Raw genomic sequence first — 16,496 nt, 5'->3', positions numbered from 1 at the left:
ACACACATGTCAGATTTAAAAACGATGATCGAAAACGCATGGGACAACCGCGATAGCATTAGCCCAAGCACAGTATCAAGCGACGTAAAACAAGCCATTATCGACGCACTTGATTTACTTGATAGCGGCGCAGCACGCGTTGCTGAAAAAATATCAGGTGAATGGGTTGTACACCAGTGGCTTAAAAAAGCAGTTTTACTGTCGTTTCGTATTCGCGACAACCAACCAATGAACGACGGCGTAAACCAGTTTTACGACAAAGTACCACTTAAATTTAGCGACTACACGCCAGAGCAATTTCAGCAAGGCGGTATGCGCGTAGTGCCAAACGCAGTAGCGCGTAAAGGCAGCTTTGTAGGTAAAAACGTCATACTTATGCCATCGTACGTAAACATTGGCGCATATGTTGACGACGGCACCATGGTTGATACATGGGCGACTGTAGGCTCATGTGCACAAATTGGTAAGAACGTACATTTATCAGGTGGCGTAGGCATAGGCGGCGTTTTAGAGCCTCTACAAGCTAACCCAACTATCATTGAAGACAACTGCTTTATTGGCGCACGTTCTGAAATTGTTGAAGGCGTAATTGTTGAAGAAGGCGCGGTAATTTCAATGGGCGTTTACATAAGCCAAAGCACCCGTATTTATGACCGCGAAACTGGCGAAATTCACTACGGCCGCGTACCAGCAGGCGCAGTAGTTGTACCAGGCGCACTACCGTCAAAAGATGGCACCCACAGCCTATACGCTGCAATCATCGTGAAAAAAGTAGATAAACAAACACGTGAAAAAGTAGGCATAAACGCCCTACTACGCTCAATTGATGAGTAATAGTAAATTGGGTTGAGTGAAACGAAACCCAACAATACGTTGAAGTGAAGTGTTTTAGCTGAACTTTAATTGTATATAGAAAGCTCTAAGCCCTTTGGGTTTAGAGCTTTTTTGCTATTAATAATAAGCTGATAAGCAATAAATATAATTCACAGTTCCTAATTCGTTAAACTTTTACATAACCAGATTATTACGTTAAATTATTAAAAACTTAAATAGATAAAATAATATGCATAATCAAGAACAAGGTAGTTTTTTTGATCTTTTTAAAGATAGGCCTCTCATTTTTACTTTTGTCTGGGCATTCTGCTTATTAAATTGGAAGAGTATTTGGTGGTTTTTAGCTGAACCTTTAAAATTCAGCATAAAACTAAACACATATGAAGAACTAGGCTTTGGCTTCTACATTTGCTCCCCTATCGTATTAACAATTTTAGCTACTATTTTCTATCCTCTTGCAGTACATATACCTAATTTTTTCAAAGAGTATTGGCAAAAAAAGTATGACTCTTTCAAAGCAAATCGGGAGCCTGCTAAATTTATTCCCATTGAGAAATACGAAAAATTAGATAAACAATTTCAGGATGAGAGCCAGAAAGCCACAAGTGCTATAAAGGAAACTCTAGAGTACCGAGAAGACTCATCTAAAAAGCAAAGTCAAATTGATAAACTGAAAATTACAGAAAAACAGCAACTTGATGAAATCAACAAGCTAACAGAGCAAAACCAGAAAATTAAAGACGACTTATTACATAGCAACCAACAGTTCGAGGAGATGTCGGAGAAATTTTCCAGCTCAGCTGAAGAACACCTAACACTCACCAAAACACTTCAACAATATAAAGAGCAAGCTGAAAAAATAGAAGATAAATACCAAACCTTATTAGATAGGAATTATAAATTAAAACAAAAACATCTCTCTCTAAGGCATGAAGTGTCAATGCGAACACACAAAGAAAATACAAAATTTGAACTTGATATTAATAGAAAAAATGAGATTTCAAGTAAATTCCCTAATGAAAAACCCAAATATTTTGTCGAAAATTTTAACCAAATAATGGGCACTCCTTTTATTGGTATTACTATAGACGATTGTCTTTACCTGGCAGGGAAAGTAATTTACATACCGCAAACGTATAAAGAAAAGGGTATTTTCTTTAGCATAATAAAAGAAGAAGGTAATGAAAAATTAAAGTATGGAATAAGGTACCCAAGTTCTGTAAGGATTATAGAAGTTCCAGAAGATGGTATGTTAATTGATTATCAAAATCTCGATGACAATAATAACGAATTTTTAGAATTAGTGACATTCTGGACTGAAAATCCAAATTCAGCTACAGATGTATATAAAATCGAATACAGTAATGAGATTAATAAATACCTTATAAAACTATAAGTAAAATTAACAATGAGCTCGTCACTGATAGCTGACAACTAAACACTTCCATTAAACGAATAAAAAAGCACTTATAAAATAAGTGCTTTTGTTGGTTTGCTCAATTAGTGTGGTTTACAGCGCGTTAAATACGTCGTCTGTTTTAGCTGCGCAAATAAAATCGTTTTTGTGTAGGCCTTTAATTGAATGGCTCCACCATGTAACGGTTACTTTGCCCCACTCAGTTAATAAACCTGGGTGATGGCCTTCGTCTTCTGCCATGTCGCCTACTTTGTTAGTAAACGCGATAGCCTGTTGAAAGTTTTTAAATTTATAAACACGCTCAAGCTGCATAATGCCGTCACGTACTTCTGGTACCCAGTCTGGGATTTTAGTAATTAATTGCGCTAACTCTTCGTCAGATACTTTTGGCGCATCTACATGACAGGCTTCGCATTTTTGTGCACTTAATGAAGACATTCTAAATCCTTACTTTTAGCTTTTTTAGCATTAATATTTAACTGGCTAATTTTTCTTTTGGTGGAAATTTTGGGTCGTGCAAACCAAGCTCTTTAGCTCGCTCAACCAAAGTCATAATATCCATTTGCGATATATCAAACAGATCATGAATCGAATTTATGGTGTAGTACTGTGGTTGCATAATATCAATACGGTACGGCGTACGCAGTACATCAAGCACATTCATTGGGCTGATTTCTGGCGTATTTGAGTATACGTACTGAGTTTCACCTGGGCTTGATAAAATACCACCGCCGTAAATACGCAGACCGTCTTCGGTTTGCATTAAACCAAATTCAACCGTAAACCAGTATATACGCGCAAGGTATACACGGTCCTTTTTCTGCGCTGCGTAACCTAATTGCCCGTACTTGTGCGTAAACTCGGCAAAGTCAGGGTTAGTTAGCATGGCGCAGTGGCCAAATATTTCATGAAAAATATCTGGCTCTTGTAGGTAGTCAAATTCTTCGCGGCTACGAATAAATGTAGCTACCGGAAACTGCTTGTTTGCCAGTAATCTAAAAAACTCATCAAAGTCGATAAGCGCAGGTACTGGTGCAACTTGCCAACCGGTAGTGGCTAGTAACACTTCATTTAGTTCGCTTAACTGCGGAATACGATCGTGCGGCAGGTTAATCTTTTTTAACCCTTGCATGTACTCGTTGCAGGCTTTGCCTTCAATGCATGCAAGTTGGCGCGCTACAAGCTCAGACCAAATTTTATTTTCTTCATCACTCCAGTGTATAACACCATTTTCGTCTGGTGTTTTGGATGTGTATTTACTTGCTTTAGCCATAAGTACCTTCTTGGGTGTGAGCCCTAAATCGGTGTCAGTGTGATACTCAAGTCTATTGAATATCGAATGACCCCATACTATGCAAAAGTGAAGAAAAGTTTAATAGATAGGCTAACATCAGTATTTGGCGCGATCACCCCAATTGTAAAGTTAAAACTACACCTATGGAACATAAAAAATACAGGCCTTTAAATAAAGGCCTACAGCTTATATTTACGTGTACACAATTAAATACAACTAACCAATTTTAGTAAAAGCTTGGTTTAAATCACTAATAATGTCGTTAACATCTTCAAGCCCAACCGAGAGCCTGATCAGCCCATCACTTATTCCAGCGGCAGCTCGCTCCTCTGGCGTATAAGGCGAGTGAGTCATAGATGCAGGATGCTGAATCAGTGTTTCAGCGTCGCCAAGGCTTACTGCAAGTGTACAAAGTTTCATACTATCAATAAATTGTGCGCCATCTTGTAGCGTGCCTTTTATTTCAAACGCAATAACACCACCAGCGGCTTTCATTTGATTACCAATAAACTTATAACCTGGGTGCGATTTAAGCCCCGGGTAATATACGGTGCTTACTTGTGGGTGCGCTTCTAGATATTCGGCTATTGTTTGTGCGCTTTGACAATCGCGCTCTATTCTAATAGCGAGTGTTTTTAGGCCTCGATTAATTAGCCATGCATCGTGCGGGCTTATAGTTGCACCAATGTCTTTTAGTACGGTCATTTTAATGTGTGTTATGTGCTCAAGCGATCCACATACAATACCGGCGACTACGTCTCCGTGGCCGTTTAAGTACTTGGTCGCACTGTGCATTATTATGTCGATACCGTATTTTTTGGGCGATTGCAGTAGCGGCGTTAAAAAGGTGTTGTCGACCACACTAATTAAGTTGTGCTCTTTAGCAACTGCGCCAATGAGTGCCAAATCAATCACCGCCATAGTGGGGTTGATTGGCGTTTCTACAAATATCATTTTTGAATTAGGTTTGATGGCAGCGCGTAGTTCGTCCTCGTTGGTCATATCAACAAAAGTGACTTCGATTCCCCAGCGCGGCAACATATGCGAGAAAAACGCAAAGGTACAACCATACAAAGCACTTGAAGCAACAAGGTGATCTCCTTGCGATAAAAAGCTCAGTACTGAGGCAGATACAGCCCCCATACCCGTTGCGGTTGCAGCTGCTGCTTCACAACTCTCGAGTTGAGCAACTTTTTGTTCAAGTTCTGTGGTTGTAGGGTTTCCTAAACGCGTATAAATATAGCCAGGTTCGTCGCCTGCAAAACGCGCAGCACCTTGTGCGGCATTTTCAAAATGAAAGGTAGAGGTTTGATACAAAGGAGAAGTGAGTGCGCCGTGCGGGTCGTTTGCTTTTTGTGGTCCGTGAATACACTGGGTGTTTATATGATGCTTGCTCATTGTAGGCTCATTTTTTGATTATTATGTTTTTGCGATTCAACAATCAAAACGTATGCGCTTACAAACAGCAAGCATGCCGGATGCTCAGATGGCTATTTGTGTAAAAACCGTGCAGCGCACGTTTGTACACAAATATTGCCACTGCTAATCTAGGGTCTGTTGATCTTTGCGGATTAAAATTTGTTCAAACTAGGGGCTATTTAATCGCGGCGCGAGGTTTGTAACCTAGTGGGCTAAGTAAAAGCCGAGCAACAAAGAGTAAATAGCCCCTAGGAAGAACCCTTTGGGCAGCGCATGTTTGGCATTAATGCTACGTTATCACCCATTTATGGGGAATAACCACACTACATAGGCTCTGCCTTGCCTAAATACCAAACAGACTGCTGCAAATTTAACCTAGAAAGTTCAACAGACCCTAGTGTGTTGGTTCCGCCTTTTTACGGCTCATAATTTTACCTGCGATGCTTTGCACAGTGCCTTTTAACAAGCTGCGTTTGTTTTCAAGCCTTGGTAATGGGCGACTAAGCTCCATTGCTTTGTAACCAATACGCGCTGTAAAAATACCGGCACTGACACCTTGCGCAGCCCGCCCCGAAAGCTTACCTAAAAGCTCAGCACTTAGTGCAGTTGCAGTAAGGTCAGATACAAGCTCAGCACTGCCTACAAACATCACTTGTTTTATCAGCATACGGTATAACTTTATACGGCTCGCGTAGCCAAAACCAATGCCGTAAATTTTACCAATTTGTTCTATTAACTTAGTACCGCGCCAAAGCACAGCCATCATATCCACCAGCGCAAGTGGGCTTAGGGCAACTAGCAGTGCAGATTCAGTCGCAAAACGATTTATAAGCTTTTTAGCTTTGGTGTCTTGGGTTATTAATAAACTATTGGCGTACAGCGTCATTATTTCTTTGTCGCTGTGATGCATCGCTACTTGGTTTTTAAAGGTTTCAAAATTATCAAGCTCCTGGTGTTTATTGAGCTTTTCAAGCCAAGGTAATGCACCGCCTACTTGCTCGCTGTTTAAAAGCCTGTCGGCTTCAACTCGGTGCAATTGGTTACGCTTTAAACTGCGCAGCATTCGGTACTCTCGCCACAATAAGCGCCCTATTAGCAGCACGCCACTTACAACCGCGGTTAAATAAACGCTGCCTAAAATAATTGACTGCTCGAAAGCAAATACTAACGAGTACGCAAACTCTAAAAGCACCAGTACTATAAAACTAATAGCAAAAACACCTTTAAGCGTTTGCCACTTTGACTTTTTGTACACAGGTTCTAGATCTATTTCTGGCTCTAGTGCTTCATCTTCAAGTTCTTCGTAATCACTTTGTCCGTGCTGAATAATTTTTGCAGGTGCTAAAACGGGTTCGTTTTGCTCAATGCTTTGCGTATCTATGCGACGCCCTGCTTGAAATGGTTGGTTTGACTCACTCATGTTAATTTGTCTCCTAGCAGGTACTGCATGACATGATCTAATCGAATATGTTTTAGTTGTTTATCGGGGCTCGGCATTGGAGAGAACGATAAAAACTCAAATCCCTGTGCTGGCCACTCACTTTTATTAAGCATCCGCGAGGGAGGTTGCGGCGGTAAATACGTAAGCCAATCAGGCTCGTGTAATGGTTTACCGTAAATGCAGTCAAGCGTTTGGCCTTTGTCGGCAATTTGGCGCGGCTGCGTTGCTGTAATTGACGACATAGCCATGGTTTCTATTTTTACACCATCAAACTTTAAATGATTGCTTTGCTCATGCACGAGCGAATCAAGTAGCAGTGCTAAATCTTTATGGTGCTTAGCACTTATGTGATCTGACTTATTAGCTGCAAATAATATTTTGTCTATGTTGGGCTTAAATAAACGTTTAAAAAAGCCCGACTCGCCATAGTTAAAGTGTGCGAGTAATTGGTTTATTACACTGCTTTGCTCTTGGAGTGTTTCGTGCCCTTCGTTTAGCGCACTAAGTACATCTACAAGTACGATTTGGCGATCGAAGTGTCTAAAATGCTCATTATAAAATGGTTTTACAACTTCTTTTATATAGGCGTTAAAGCGCTTAATTAAATGCGCTAAATTAGAACCCGCAACGACATCGTCACTATTTACTTTACCCGATACCGGAAAAAACAATAACAATGGCGCGCCTTGTAAGTCGCCAGGCATTAGCATGCGCCCAGGTTGTAACATGGCAAGTTTGGTGTCTTTTTTAAGCCCGACTAACATGCTTTGATAAAGCTGAGCAATATGAGCAAGTGCGTTTTCATCAACGGGAGCGTTTAAGTCAAGTTGCTTAACGGCCATTAAAAAATCACTTGATGTCTTTACGCGCGAAGGCTGAGTTAATAACGGGTATTGCTGCTCGCACCATTGAGCATAGCTTTGCTCAAGCATAGGTAAATCAAGGAGCCATTCACCCGGGTAGTCAATAATATCTAAATAAAGCGTTGATTGCGGCGAAAAGTGGCCGCGCAACCCTGCGTTACTTTGATACTTTATTGCCAAGCGCAGCGTATTAATCCGCTCGGTTGATGCAGGCCATGTAGGCATCCCATCGCTGGGTAATAATGAATTTAGCGCGCGCGTATAATTAAACGTAGGAACTTTTAACGCCTCTTGCGGCACAACTTTAGTGGCCACATGGCGGTGCTCGCGCATTACATCAAAAAAAGGTAAGTTTTTATCGTCCGCTTGGGTTGTTAAGTGTTTAACAAGCGCGGTAATAAAGGCTGTTTTACCACTACCACTTAGGCCAGTTACGGCAAGTTTTACGTGTTGGTCTAAACTGCGATGAAGGGCTTTTTGTGCTTTGCCTTTAATACTTTTAAAGGTCTTTTTTGCAAATGATTGGCTCATAAAGTGTCTTGCACCTAATTTGCCGTAATTTATCACGCTGCAAATAAGGTGCTATTAAATCCTTTAAAGTTTGTTAATTTCACGGCTCACCGTAAACTCGCTTGAAGTTACATGGCGCTCCATATCTTGAAGGCGAGTATCTACACGCGTTAAACGCTCTTTTAAATCTTGCAATGCGCGGCGCGGTGGCTCGCCTTTTTGCCATACTTTAAATTTTACTTCTAGCGGATCGTCATGTTTAGTTGAGCTTTTAGTTTGCACTGTTGCGGGCTCTTTTTTATCTAAAATGAACCAGGCTGCAATATACGCTACCACAAATAATGGGCCACCCGTTAGCAGTACCGCACTAACAAATATAATGCGAACTAACCATAACTCCATATTAAAGTAGTCACTTAATCCCGCACATACTCCGGCTATTTTACCGCGTTGTGGGTCTCTTAATAATTCGCGTTTGGCACTCATACTTTGCGTCTCCATTGTGGTGACTCTTGATCAAGCAATGCTTCAAGTGTTTCAACCCTGTCTGCCATTTTTTCGGCTTTATGTGCAAGCTCAAGTAACTGGCGATGTTCGTGTTCACTTAAACCTTGGCTTACTTGTTTTTTGCTACGGTAGTGCAAAATTAGCCACAGCGGGGCAACAAAAATCATAAACATAACAAATGGAACAATTATTACATCTGAATCAAACATAATTCTCTCCTGACAATCCGTTTTGATGTTTTTAAGCAGTGGGGCACTTTAAGTGCCCCTTTATAAATTATTTATCAGCTAGCTTCTTTTTAAGTTCGGCTAGCTCATCATCTATCTTTTCATTTTTTTGTAGATTAGCAATTTCGTCCGCTAACGTCTTTTTACCTAAATCGTAAGACTCAATTTGAGATTCTAGTCCATCAATTTTAGTTTCGTAACGTTCAAAGCGATTAAGTGCGTCTTCTACTTTTGAGCTATCAAGTGTCTTTTTCACTTCAAGGCGCGACTCAGCCGAACGTTGGCGAAGTATAATTGCTTTTTGACGAGATTTCGCATCTGCTAGCTTTTCTTGTAGTGTCGTTACTTCTTGCTGTAATTTCTCAATATGAGACTCTACATGTTCAAGTTCACTAGCGACTGAAGCAACGGCATCTGCCGACTTTTGCTTTTCAAGCAGGGCTGAGCGCGCTAAATCGTCGCGGTCTTTACTTAAAGCCAGTTCGGCTTTATCTTGCCAATCGCTTACCTGTGCCTTAAGCGTATCTAAGCGGCGTACAATTTCTTTTTTCTCAGCCAATGTTTTAGCTGATGTAGAACGTACTTCAACAAGCGTATCTTCCATTTCTTGAATAATCAGACGAACCATTTTTTCTGGGTCTTCTGCTTTATCTAAAATGGCGTTGATATTAGAATTAACAATATCTGCAAAACGTGAAAAAATTCCCATAACATTTACCTCTGTAATTAAAACTTAGTTAGTCTGCTATAACTAGTATCAATATGCTTGCCAACTTTTTAAAAGTTAAAATACACTTTATTTTCATTACGTTAAACTAAATATACAAATTTCTTTAGTTATCCCTATTTATGAAATACACTAACTGTTAGTAAAAATGACCAAGAGTTAGGAAATATGAGCCAATATCGCCAACAGGATAATTTACTCGGCCAATCAGATAGCTTTCTGTCTGTATTAGATCAGGTATCGCAACTGGCTAATTTAGATAAACCGGTACTTATTATTGGTGAACGCGGCACAGGTAAAGAGCTAATAGCAGCACGCTTACACTTTTTATCAAAGCGTTGGGATCAAAACTACGTAAAACTTAACTGTGCAGCGCTTAACGAAAACTTACTCGAAAGTGAATTGTTTGGCCACGAAAGCGGTGCTTTTACGGGGGCAAGCAAACGCCACGAAGGTCGTTTTGAACGCGCTAACAGCGGCACACTGTTTTTAGATGAATTAGCTAATACCTCAGCTATGGTACAAGAAAAACTGCTGCGCGTTATAGAATACGGTGAGTTTGAACGTGTTGGCGGCAAACAAACTGTAAAAGTAGATACACGCTTAGTGTGTGCTACAAACGAAGATCTTCCTTATTTAGCTGAGCAAGGTGAATTTAGAAGTGACTTACTCGATCGCCTTGCCTTTGATGTAATTACCCTGCCGCCACTGCGCGAACGCCAAGACGATATTATGCTTCTTGCTGAGCAGTTTGCGATGAATATGGCGCGCGATTTAGAGTGGGAACTGTTTAGCGGTTTTACCCGAAGCGCAACAGAAACACTGCTTAGTTATGATTGGCCTGGTAATATTCGTGAACTTAAAAATGTGGTTGAACGCAGTTTGTATCGCCACGGTAGTGAACATATCCCCGTTCACCAGATTATTTTAGACCCATTCGATAGCCCATTTAGACCAAAAGCGCGCATTAAAGCACCTATAGCGGCTCAAACTGTTAATGCCGAGCCTATTGTTGTTGCGCCGCCGATTGCTCAAACAAGCAGTAATATAGCCGTCGATATTCAATTTCCGTGCAGCTTAAAAGAGCGTTCTAACGACTTTGAAATAAACATGATTAATAAAGCGCTCGAACATAGCCAATTTAATCAAAAGAAAACTGCAGAAGTACTTGGTTTAACGTATCATCAATTACGTGGTTATCTTAAAAAATACAACTTGTTGGATCAACAATAGTCAGAGGTTATGCGGGTGCATAAATTATTACTTGTTTTGCTTGCCACCACTTTAGTTGGTTGCCTTGATAGCAAAGAAGAAATCATAGAAGAAAAAAACCAAGGCTTAGTTTATTGCGCTGAAGCTAACCCTGTGTCGTTTAATCCGCAAGTCACGACCACCGGTTCAACTATTGATATAATTGCTAACCAATTATACGACCGTTTAATTAGCATTGACCCTGTTACGGCAGAGTTTCAAAGTGAGCTGGCGACCGATTGGAAAATTAGTAAAGATGGTAAATCGGTTACCTTTACCTTGCGTAAAGATGTAAAGTTTCATACAACTTCTTATTTTACCCCATCGCGGGATTTTAACGCCGACGACGTTATATTCACCTTTAGCCGATTATTCGATGTATACAATCCATATCACTTTGTGGGCGATGCCAATTACCCGTATTTTCAAAGTGTGGGGATTGATCAACTTATTCGTAAAATTGTGCGTGTGTCTGACTACCAAGTGCGTTTTGAATTGTTTAATCCTGAAAGCAGCTTTTTAGCTAATATGGCCACCGACTTTGCCGTGGTACTTTCAGAAGAATACGCCATGGAACTTAAGAAAAAAAACCAAGAAAACTTATTTGATCAGTACCCTATTGGCACCGGCCCGTATATTTACAAAGAATACCGCCGAGATCACCTTGTACGCTTTTACCGTAATCCACTTTATTGGAAGCACGACGTTGCACTTGAACAATTGGTTTACGACATAACCCCTAACGGCACTACGCGTATAGCAAAAATGCTGACTAAAGAGTGCGATGTAACGGCTCATCCAAGTAGTGCGCAATTAAGTATTTTAGCGCAACGTGATGATATAAACGTTGAAAAAGAAACGAACTTAAACATAGGTTATTGGGCGTTTAATACAGAACGTGCCCCGTTTGACGACTTACGCGTACGCCAAGCACTCGCACATGCAATAGATGTAGATAAAATAATGCAGGCGGTTTATTACGGTAACGGTACTCGCGCACAATCTATTTTGCCGCCAACCTCTTGGGCGTTTGAGCCACAAGAAGATATACCTACGTTTGATCCAGAACTTGCTAAAAAGTTACTAATTGAAGCTGGCTTACCTGATGGCTTTGATATGACGATATGGGCTATGCCTGTGAGTCGTATTTATAACCCTAACGCGCGAAAAATGGCTGAGCTTATGCAAAGTGATTTACGCAAAGTGGGCGTTAATGTAAGCATTGTAGAATATGAGTGGAACACGTTTATTCAACGTATTGGCGAGCATAGGCACGACAGTGTATTACTTGGTTGGGCCGCAGATACACCCGATCCTGATAACTTTTTTAGCCCACTGCTGAGTTGTACCGCTACTTTTAGTGGTAAAAACCCAGCAAACTGGTGTAATCCCCAATTTGATTTATTGCTAACTCAAGCACTAGACACCACTGATTTAAACAAACGTAAAAAATACTACGAAGACGCACAAAGCTTAATTATTCAAGAGCTGCCGTTATTACCTATTGCTCATGGCCTGCGCTTTCAAGCGAGTAGCGCTGATGTGGAAGGCATAACACTTGGCCCGTTTGGCGCTATTTCGCTTGCCAATGCGAGGAAGAAATAATGATCTTAGATTATATTTTACGTCGCCTTGGTTTGTTCTTTTTTATGATACTGATGCTCAGCGTATTTACGTTTTCACTGGCGTATTTATTTCCCGGTGATCCGCTAAGTAATTTAAGCGGCATACCAAGTAGTAACTTTGCACAGCATAGTGAGCTTGAAGACAAATATTTATATAACAGCAATTACTTTATGCAATACATTGCCTTTTTAGGGCGAATATTTCAGGGTGATTGGGGGCTTTCGTTTGCCTCTGGTAATAGTGTGTTTAGCCATATTGTTGATTTGCTACCGGCTACTTTAGAGCTAAGCGTATACGCATTAATTGTATCGGTTGTTATTGGTGTACCAACTGGCATTTTAGGCTCTGGATATCATAAACGTTGGCCCGACAAGCTTATAAACTCTACCACTATGGTGGGTTATTCAATGCCTGTATTTTGGCTCGCATTGTTATTAATAATGGTTTTTTCATTAAAGCTTGGCTGGTTTCCTATGTCGGGCAGAATGGGGCTCCTTTACGAAATACCCGCCAGTACTGGATTTATTTTAATTGATATTGCACTGGCTGGCTTTCCATATAAAGGAATGGCCTTTGTTGATGCGCTGCGCCATTTAACACTTCCGACTATTGTACTGGCTATGTATCCAACCACTGTATTAGTGCGCTTTACTCGCGAGTCTATGCTTAAAGTAATGGATCAAAACTTTATTAAAACAGCTAGGGCAAAAGGCCTTAACCGCCGCCAACTTATCATGCACCATGCACTGCGTAATGCATTACTGCCGGTAATTAAGCAAATTGGTTTGCAATTTAGTACGCTAATAACGCTTGCGATGATTACCGAAGTTATTTTTTCGTGGCCGGGTATTGGCCGATGGTTAATCGATAGTATTTATCAGCGTGACTTTCCTGCAATTCAAGGCGGGTTAATGGCAGTGTCTTTATTTGTTATTTTAGCTTCTATTACAGCTGAGCTTACTTACACTTTATTCGATCCACTCTCGCGGAATCAGGCCCATGGCAAAGTTTAATTTATTTTCTGAAGAGTCGAATAAATCGCCACTGGCGCGATTTTGGCGAAAGTTTAAAAATAACCACCCTGCTTTGGTTGGTTTATGGATATTTATGGCGTTTGCACTATTAGCCGCCACCGCTCCTTTTTTAGCCCCGTATGGTGTAAACCAACAACACACTGATGCACTGCTTATTCCGCCATCGTGGCGAGAAATGGGCGATGTACGCTTTCTTTTAGGTACCGATGATTTAGGCCGTGATGTACTCTCGCGCTTAATGAATGGTGCTACGTATACGTTTGGCCTCTCTGTTGTAGCCGCCCTGATCACAACTATTTTTGGTGTGTTAGTGGGTACTTTTGCAGGGATTAGTAAAGGGCTGCGTTCAAGCTTTTTAAATCACTTGCTTGATATAACGCTTTCTATTCCTTCTTTGTTACTGGCAATAATAATAATCGCCATACTCGGCCCGGGTTTAATGAATACCGTATGGGCAATTATTTTAGCATTACTGCCGCAGTTTATTCACTCAGTGCGTAACCTGATTGTTGATGAATTAAGTAAAGACTACATTACTGCGTTTAGACTCGATGGTGCGTCTAATTGGCATATTATATCGCGTGGTATTTTTCCTAATATTTATGAGCATATTGTGGTTATATTCACGATGGCGCTTTCTACCGCTATATTAGATATTTCAGCACTGGGATTTTTAAAATTAGGGGCTCAGCCACCGACGACCGAATGGGGCGCAATATTAGCCGAAAACCTAGGCCTCATTTATTTAGCACCGTGGACTGTAGCGCTACCTGGTATACTGTTATTTTTAGCCGTGTTATCTACTAATTTAGTAGGTGATGGCCTGCGACAAGTGCTAAAAGCACGTAAGGCTGATTAAATGCAATTACTCGATGTTCGTAACTTAACAATTGAACTACGTACCTCTGAAACTGTAATTAGAGCCGTAGACAGAGTGAGTTTTAGCTTAAAAGAAGGCGAAGTGCATGCGCTTGTGGGCGAGTCTGGCTCTGGTAAAAGCCTAATAGCAAAAGCGATTATTGGTGTATTGAACGAACGCTGGGATATTACTGCCGACCGTATTCATTGGCGCGGCGTAGACTTAATGCGTTTAAGTCCAGAGAAACGCCGTAAAATAGTAAGCCAAGATATAGCGATGATCTATCAAGATCCAAGTCGCTGCCTTGACCCAACCGCTAAAATATTTGACCAAATTGCCGAAACATTGCCAGAGATCGCAACTAAAGGTTTCTTTTTAAAGCGCAACCGCGAGAGAAAAGACAGAGTAAAAGCGCTTATTCATAAAGTGGGCATTAAAAACCACGAAGCAGTACTAAGTAGTTACCCTCATGAGCTCTCAGAAGGCGTATGTCAAAAAGTAATGATTGCAATGGCCATTGCCCGCACTCCAAAGCTATTGATAGCAGATGAGCCAACTACAGCGCTTGAGAGCACAACTCGCGCACAAGTATTTAGATTACTAAAAAGCTTAAACCAACTTAAAAATATGTCTATTTTGATGATCTCTCATGAACTTGAAGAGATTGCACATTGGTCGCATGGCATTCATGTTTTATATTGCGGGCAAATGGTTGAAGCAGGCCCAACCCATGAAATATTCAAACAGCCTCGCCATCCATACACGCAAGCATTACTAAAAAGCTTGCCAGACTACGAACAAGGTTTAGCGCATAAAGAACCTTTTTATGCACTTAAAGGGACTATCCCTACCCTGCAACATTTGCCCATTGGCTGCCGCCTCGGGCCGCGTTGTCCGCAAGCACAAAAAGCCTGCGTGGTAACTCCCACCCTTACTAAGCATCATGGTCATAGTTATGCGTGCCATTTTCCGTTAATTAAGGACATGAAATAATGCAGCCACTGTTAAAAGTACAAGCGCTATCAAAAACATTCAATGTGCGAGCAGGGCTTTTTTCACGTAAAAAGTTTGAAGTACTTAAAAATATTTCGTTTTGTGTCGGTAAAGGCGAAAGTATTGCCATAATTGGTGAAACAGGTGCAGGTAAAAGTACATTAGCAAAACTACTTTCAGGAGCTGATACTGCTGATAGCGGGCAAATTTTGCTCGAGAATAATATTATCGAAGATAATGGCGTACGCGATAATCAATGCCGGGATATTCGTATGATTTTTCAAGATTCAGCTGCATCGCTCAACCCGGGGTTGACCATTGGCGAAATGCTTGATGATTGCCTGCAATATAATACTGAGCTTGATGCTAGTGAACGCACTGAAAAGATCGATGCAACGCTTTCAAAGGTGGGTTTGTTAATCGATCATAAATACTACTACCCGCATATGTTTAGTGTGGGGCAACTACAGCGTGTTGCGTTTTCTCGTGCATTAATTTTAGATCCTAAGGTGATTGTGCTTGATGAAGCCGTTTCGTCTTTAGACCCTTCTATACGCGCGCAAATAGTGAATTTATTACTTAAGCTGCAGCGCGACACAGGCCTTACGTATGTGATGATCACCCATCATTTAAGTCTAGTGCGCCACATCAGTGATTATGTGGTTGTACTCGATAAAGGCGAAGTAGTTGAATACGGCCCTACTGAAGATGTTTTTCAAAACCCCCAATCAAAAGTAACGCAGCGATTACTTAGCTGCTAAACGCAGCCTAGCGTGTAATGTAATCTCCTTTATGAAGGTCTTTGTTAAATGCGCAATTTAACAACTAAAACCATAAAGAGGATCTATGCTAAAAAAAACATTACTCACAGGCATTTCATCATTAGCGTTACTACTGCTATCAACAACCTCAATAGCTGACGAAAACTCTAGCTCTAAAAGTTGGGTTGGTGGCGTTGATCATTTAGGTTTAACCGTATCAAACTTAAATGCATCCAAAGCATTTTTTACTGATGTACTTGGTTTTAAAACGCTAGGAAGTGATCCAACCTACCCCGCTTATTTTTTATCAAACAATAAAATAACCATTACATTATGGCGCGTAAAAAATGATGAAAAACGTGTGGAGTTTAATCGGGCAGAAAATGTGGGCTTACACCATTTAGCACTCAGTGTAGAAAGTATCAAAAAGTTAAGCGAGCTACATACACACTTAAAAATGCAAAATAATATTATTATAGAATTTGCACCAGAAAACTTAGGTAAAGGTCCAACCCAACATATGATGATAAGAGAGCCTAGCGGCAATCGAATTGAGTTTATTGCCAGAGGTAATTAATACCAATCCGCAATAATACTTAATTAAGCGAATTGGTAATGTACCAACTTTATTTAAGACAATAAAAAAGGCGCTTTAAAAGCTGTCTCTTGATCACAAGTCTGACTCAAGAGATTTTGCTAAATCGTAGCCTTCCAGGATGGCTTGTAACTTAAG

General features: G+C 40.7%; 17 protein-coding genes. 9 read left to right on the top strand and 8 right to left on the bottom strand.

Going from position 1 to position 16,496, the window contains the following annotated elements:
* Positions 1 to 6 precede the first annotated feature (6 nt).
* Together dapD and AAEY62_RS09725 are read left to right on the top strand one after the other, a co-directional pair.
* Positions 7 to 834, top strand: coding sequence for a 2,3,4,5-tetrahydropyridine-2,6-dicarboxylate N-succinyltransferase (dapD, locus tag AAEY62_RS09730; RefSeq protein ID WP_101164356.1), 828 nt, complete (start codon positions 7 to 9; stop codon positions 832 to 834).
* A 229-nt stretch (positions 835 to 1,063) separates the two neighbouring features.
* Complete coding sequence (locus tag AAEY62_RS09725) at positions 1,064 to 2,230, top strand: Trk family cation transporter (protein ID WP_350634874.1); 1,167 nt, start codon at positions 1,064 to 1,066, stop codon at positions 2,228 to 2,230.
* 114 nt (positions 2,231 to 2,344) lie between these two features.
* Here AAEY62_RS09725 and AAEY62_RS09720 read toward each other — a convergent pair whose 3' ends face one another.
* The 8 genes from AAEY62_RS09720 to pspA form a co-directional block, all read right to left on the bottom strand.
* The gene (locus AAEY62_RS09720; protein ID WP_350634873.1) at positions 2,345 to 2,689 is read right to left on the bottom strand and encodes a 4a-hydroxytetrahydrobiopterin dehydratase; all 345 of its coding nucleotides are present in this window, start codon (positions 2,687 to 2,689) and stop codon (positions 2,345 to 2,347) included.
* Positions 2,690 to 2,726: 37 nt separating this feature from the next.
* On the bottom strand, positions 2,727 to 3,524 hold the full coding sequence (gene phhA, locus AAEY62_RS09715; RefSeq protein WP_002958327.1) for a phenylalanine 4-monooxygenase: 798 nt from the start codon (positions 3,522 to 3,524) through the stop codon (positions 2,727 to 2,729).
* Positions 3,525 to 3,761: 237 nt separating this feature from the next.
* Positions 3,762 to 4,943, bottom strand: coding sequence for a methionine gamma-lyase (gene megL, locus AAEY62_RS09710; RefSeq protein ID WP_350634872.1), 1,182 nt, complete (start codon positions 4,941 to 4,943; stop codon positions 3,762 to 3,764).
* Between the two features lie 415 nt (positions 4,944 to 5,358).
* Complete coding sequence (locus AAEY62_RS09705; RefSeq protein ID WP_350634871.1) at positions 5,359 to 6,384, bottom strand: TIGR01620 family protein; 1,026 nt, start codon at positions 6,382 to 6,384, stop codon at positions 5,359 to 5,361.
* Entirely contained in the window at positions 6,381 to 7,799 is a 1,419-nt protein-coding gene (locus AAEY62_RS09700) for a YcjX family GTP-binding protein (protein WP_350634870.1), read from the bottom strand. Before AAEY62_RS09700 ends, AAEY62_RS09705 begins: the two co-directional genes overlap by 4 nt.
* A gap of 63 nt (positions 7,800 to 7,862) precedes the next feature.
* Complete coding sequence (pspC, locus tag AAEY62_RS09695) at positions 7,863 to 8,264, bottom strand: envelope stress response membrane protein PspC (protein ID WP_197237153.1); 402 nt, start codon at positions 8,262 to 8,264, stop codon at positions 7,863 to 7,865.
* Positions 8,261 to 8,494: an envelope stress response membrane protein PspB gene (gene pspB, locus AAEY62_RS09690; RefSeq protein WP_008168589.1), complete on the bottom strand. Its 234-nt coding sequence runs from the start codon at positions 8,492 to 8,494 to the stop codon at positions 8,261 to 8,263. Before pspB ends, pspC begins: the two co-directional genes overlap by 4 nt.
* Before the next feature lie 67 nt (positions 8,495 to 8,561).
* Positions 8,562 to 9,221 (bottom strand): phage shock protein PspA, encoded by a 660-nt coding sequence (pspA, locus tag AAEY62_RS09685; protein WP_002958333.1) that lies wholly within the window; start codon positions 9,219 to 9,221, stop codon positions 8,562 to 8,564.
* Between the two features lie 186 nt (positions 9,222 to 9,407).
* Between pspA and pspF the strand changes: the two genes are divergently transcribed.
* The 7 genes from pspF to AAEY62_RS09650 all read left to right on the top strand — a co-directional run bounded on the left by pspF (position 9,408) and on the right by AAEY62_RS09650 (position 16,340).
* Positions 9,408 to 10,472: a phage shock protein operon transcriptional activator gene (gene pspF, locus AAEY62_RS09680; RefSeq protein ID WP_350634869.1), complete on the top strand. Its 1,065-nt coding sequence runs from the start codon at positions 9,408 to 9,410 to the stop codon at positions 10,470 to 10,472.
* 15 nt (positions 10,473 to 10,487) lie between these two features.
* Positions 10,488 to 12,095 (top strand): ABC transporter substrate-binding protein, encoded by a 1,608-nt coding sequence (locus AAEY62_RS09675; RefSeq protein ID WP_024607851.1) that lies wholly within the window; start codon positions 10,488 to 10,490, stop codon positions 12,093 to 12,095.
* A complete protein-coding gene (locus AAEY62_RS09670; RefSeq protein ID WP_007580956.1) occupies positions 12,095 to 13,129 on the top strand; it encodes an ABC transporter permease in 1,035 nt (344 codons plus the stop codon). Before AAEY62_RS09675 ends, AAEY62_RS09670 begins: the two co-directional genes overlap by 1 nt.
* Positions 13,116 to 14,009, top strand: a complete 894-nt coding sequence (locus AAEY62_RS09665; protein ID WP_007580954.1) for an ABC transporter permease subunit — start codon at positions 13,116 to 13,118, stop codon at positions 14,007 to 14,009. The genes AAEY62_RS09670 and AAEY62_RS09665 overlap by 14 nt, the downstream gene beginning before the upstream one ends.
* Entirely contained in the window at positions 14,010 to 15,002 is a 993-nt protein-coding gene (locus AAEY62_RS09660) for a peptide ABC transporter ATP-binding protein (protein ID WP_007580952.1), read from the top strand.
* Positions 15,002 to 15,763: an ATP-binding cassette domain-containing protein gene (locus tag AAEY62_RS09655; RefSeq protein WP_024608618.1), complete on the top strand. Its 762-nt coding sequence runs from the start codon at positions 15,002 to 15,004 to the stop codon at positions 15,761 to 15,763. The genes AAEY62_RS09660 and AAEY62_RS09655 overlap by 1 nt, the downstream gene beginning before the upstream one ends.
* A gap of 85 nt (positions 15,764 to 15,848) precedes the next feature.
* Positions 15,849 to 16,340 carry a VOC family protein gene (locus tag AAEY62_RS09650; RefSeq protein WP_024608617.1) on the top strand — a complete coding sequence of 164 codons (492 nt, stop codon included), beginning with the start codon at positions 15,849 to 15,851 and terminating at the stop codon, positions 16,338 to 16,340.
* Positions 16,341 to 16,496: the final 156 nt, after the last annotated feature.

Source organism: Pseudoalteromonas sp. GW168-MNA-CIBAN-0100, from assembly GCF_040309225.1.
In the GTDB taxonomy this organism is placed as follows: Bacteria; Pseudomonadota; Gammaproteobacteria; order Enterobacterales; family Alteromonadaceae; genus Pseudoalteromonas; species Pseudoalteromonas arctica.
The sequence above is the reverse complement of the archived record's forward strand: the minus strand, read 5'-3'. Positions and strand labels throughout refer to the sequence as shown.